Raw genomic sequence first — 2,225 nt, 5'->3', positions numbered from 1 at the left:
GTTGGTCTTCGGGCGGCTGTGGCGCCCGTGCGCCACCCAGGCACCGCGGCATTTGTGGCCCGGGCGGTGGGGGGCGGGGGGGCGCCGTGGGCGCTCGCCCGGTTGGCTGCCCGGGGCGGGGTGTACCCCCCGGGGGGGCGGCGGGGTCTGCCCGGCGCCCCTCCGGTCACTCTACTGACGCAACGTCAGAACTGACTGTTCCGGAACGGCTCCTTCGGCTTGCCCAGGTTCGGGTTGCCGAGGACGTCCTCGGAGGAGACCGCGTAGATGCCGTGGTTGGTCAGCACCCATGCGATGTTGCGGTCCCACTCCACGTACACGCCATGCGTCTGGTTGCCCTTGGCCCAGTCCGGGAACGCGCCGTTCTCGGTCGGCCAGTCCTTCGTCTTGGTGCCGAAGGCCTTCGGGACGAAGTACGCCTCGATCTCGGGCTTCGCCGGGTTCTTCACGTCGAAGAACTGCGCTCCGGCGTTGTAGAAGCCGTACGAGAGAACACCCGTCTCGTGCTTGCCGGGGTTCGTGTAGTAACCGGTGCGCTTCGGGCCGAAGCTGCCGCGGCGCTGGCAGTAGTCGGACATCCCGGAGGCGCGCGGCGGGGTCGGGCGGGGGAGCTGCCCGACGATCCGCGGGTTGGTGGCGTCACGCGCGTCGATCTGGAAGATCGGCTTGTACGGCTCGTAGCAGTCCTCGGTGAGGGGGTAGCCGGAGACGTAGATCATGCCGGTCCGCTCGTACTGCGACACGTCGATGTTGTCGCCCTCCGTGCCGGCCACCGACGGCGGCAGGTCGAGGTGCGCGAGCTGCTTCATCTTCGCGGGATCGGAGATGTCCAGGACCGTCAGGCCCAGGCCGCCCTGGATCGCGAAGCCGTACTTCCCGCCCTGCTCGACCGGCTTCGGGATGAACAGCGGCATGCGCGCGCCCATCCACGAAGTGCGGTTGCCGCAGCGGGCGTTCTTCTTGTAGGCCTCTTCCTCGCCGACCACCTGGCCGGGGAGGTGCCAGGTGTCCAGGAGCCTGGGCTTCGCCGGGTCGGACATGTCGTACGACTGGTAGCCCGCCGAGTGGAGGTTCGTCGGGTATTCCGTGTTCGCGTACGTGTCGTTCGGCGCGACCGCGATGAACATGTACTTCCCGCCGTCCCAGTACGGGACGTCGAGCGATCCGGAGCCCTGCTGCGGCTTCGTGAGGTCGGACTTCAGCGGGTCGGCCTGGGTGGAGTCGGTGCTGACGGTCGAGACCAGCTGCCAGTCCTTCTTCATCGGGCCGTTGAGCTTGTAGACCTTGAAACCCTTGAGGCCGGTCTTGGCGCGCAGCGCCGCGACACCCGCCGGGTTGCCGTACTTGTCGTGGCCCGGCTCGTCGGTCAGCTCGGAGATCTGGCGCTTGTCCTCGAAGGACATGACCATGACGTACGAGTTGAGGGACTTGCTCCACTGGATGGTGGACGCGCCCCAGTAGTCGTTGGCCGCCCACGTGCCGTTGGCCTTGGACTCGTCGCCGCCGACGTCGTCGCGGCTCATCTTCTCGACGACCTTGACGTTCTTGACGTCGGTGATGTCGTAGACGCGACCCTCGGAACGGTCGTACTGGAACAGGTAACGGCGGCCGTTGAAGTCGACGATGTTCTGCCACGTGTGGAAGAAGTCCGGCGTGAAGTCGGCTCCCTCGTAAGCGGCTTCGACCTTCACGTTCTTGGTGTACGACTTGCTGTCGTAGTCATCCTTGCGCCCCGGGAACGGGTGCGGGTTCTCCTCGTCGAGGGGAGTGGACGCCGGGCTGAGGAAGCTCTTGTCGAGCTGCATCCCGTACGACTTCGGGTCGGCCGGCTGCGGCCGCCGGTCCTCGCACGCGTCGAGGATGTTCGGGTCCGTCGCGGCGACGGGGGCCGCCGCGGCGGAGCTGGTCTTCAGCGGGGAGTTCGACTTCCCACTGCCGGGGAGGGCCGTGAGGGAGGCCATCGCAAGCAGGGCTGTGGTGGCGAGCGCGCCGTATCTGACGCGTCTGGACACCGTGGGGACGGCGATACGCATAGGGGACAGTCCTTCCGACACAAGGGGTGGTGGTGACGGGGCTGTGCTGTACGGCGTTTTTGCGCAGGGCGGGGCCGTGGGGGGGGGGGGGCGGGCCCCCCCCCCCCCCCCCCCGGGGGGGGGGGGGGGGGGGGGGGGGGGCGGCGCCCCCCCCCCCCCCCGCCCGACAGGGACCCGCAGGGGCCCGGACCC

1 protein-coding gene is annotated in these 2,225 nt (G+C 68.9%); it reads right to left on the bottom strand.

Annotated elements, in window-relative coordinates; genetic code table 11:
- Positions 1 to 185 precede the first annotated feature (185 nt).
- A complete protein-coding gene (locus AC0Z36_RS29500; protein ID WP_485466151.1) occupies positions 186 to 2,033 on the bottom strand; it encodes an LVIVD repeat-containing protein in 1,848 nt (615 codons plus the stop codon).
- Positions 2,034 to 2,225 lie beyond the last annotated feature (192 nt).

The organism is Kitasatospora sp. UYEF31 (assembly GCF_057291755.1).
The sequence above is the reverse complement of the archived record's forward strand: the minus strand, read 5'-3'. Positions and strand labels throughout refer to the sequence as shown.

What these genes read in the sequence shown, in the direction of transcription:
- AC0Z36_RS29500 (WP_485466151.1), bottom strand. Translation starts at nt 2,033, where the DNA reads ATGCGTATCGCCGTCCCCACGGTGTCCAGACGCGTCAGATACGGCGCG.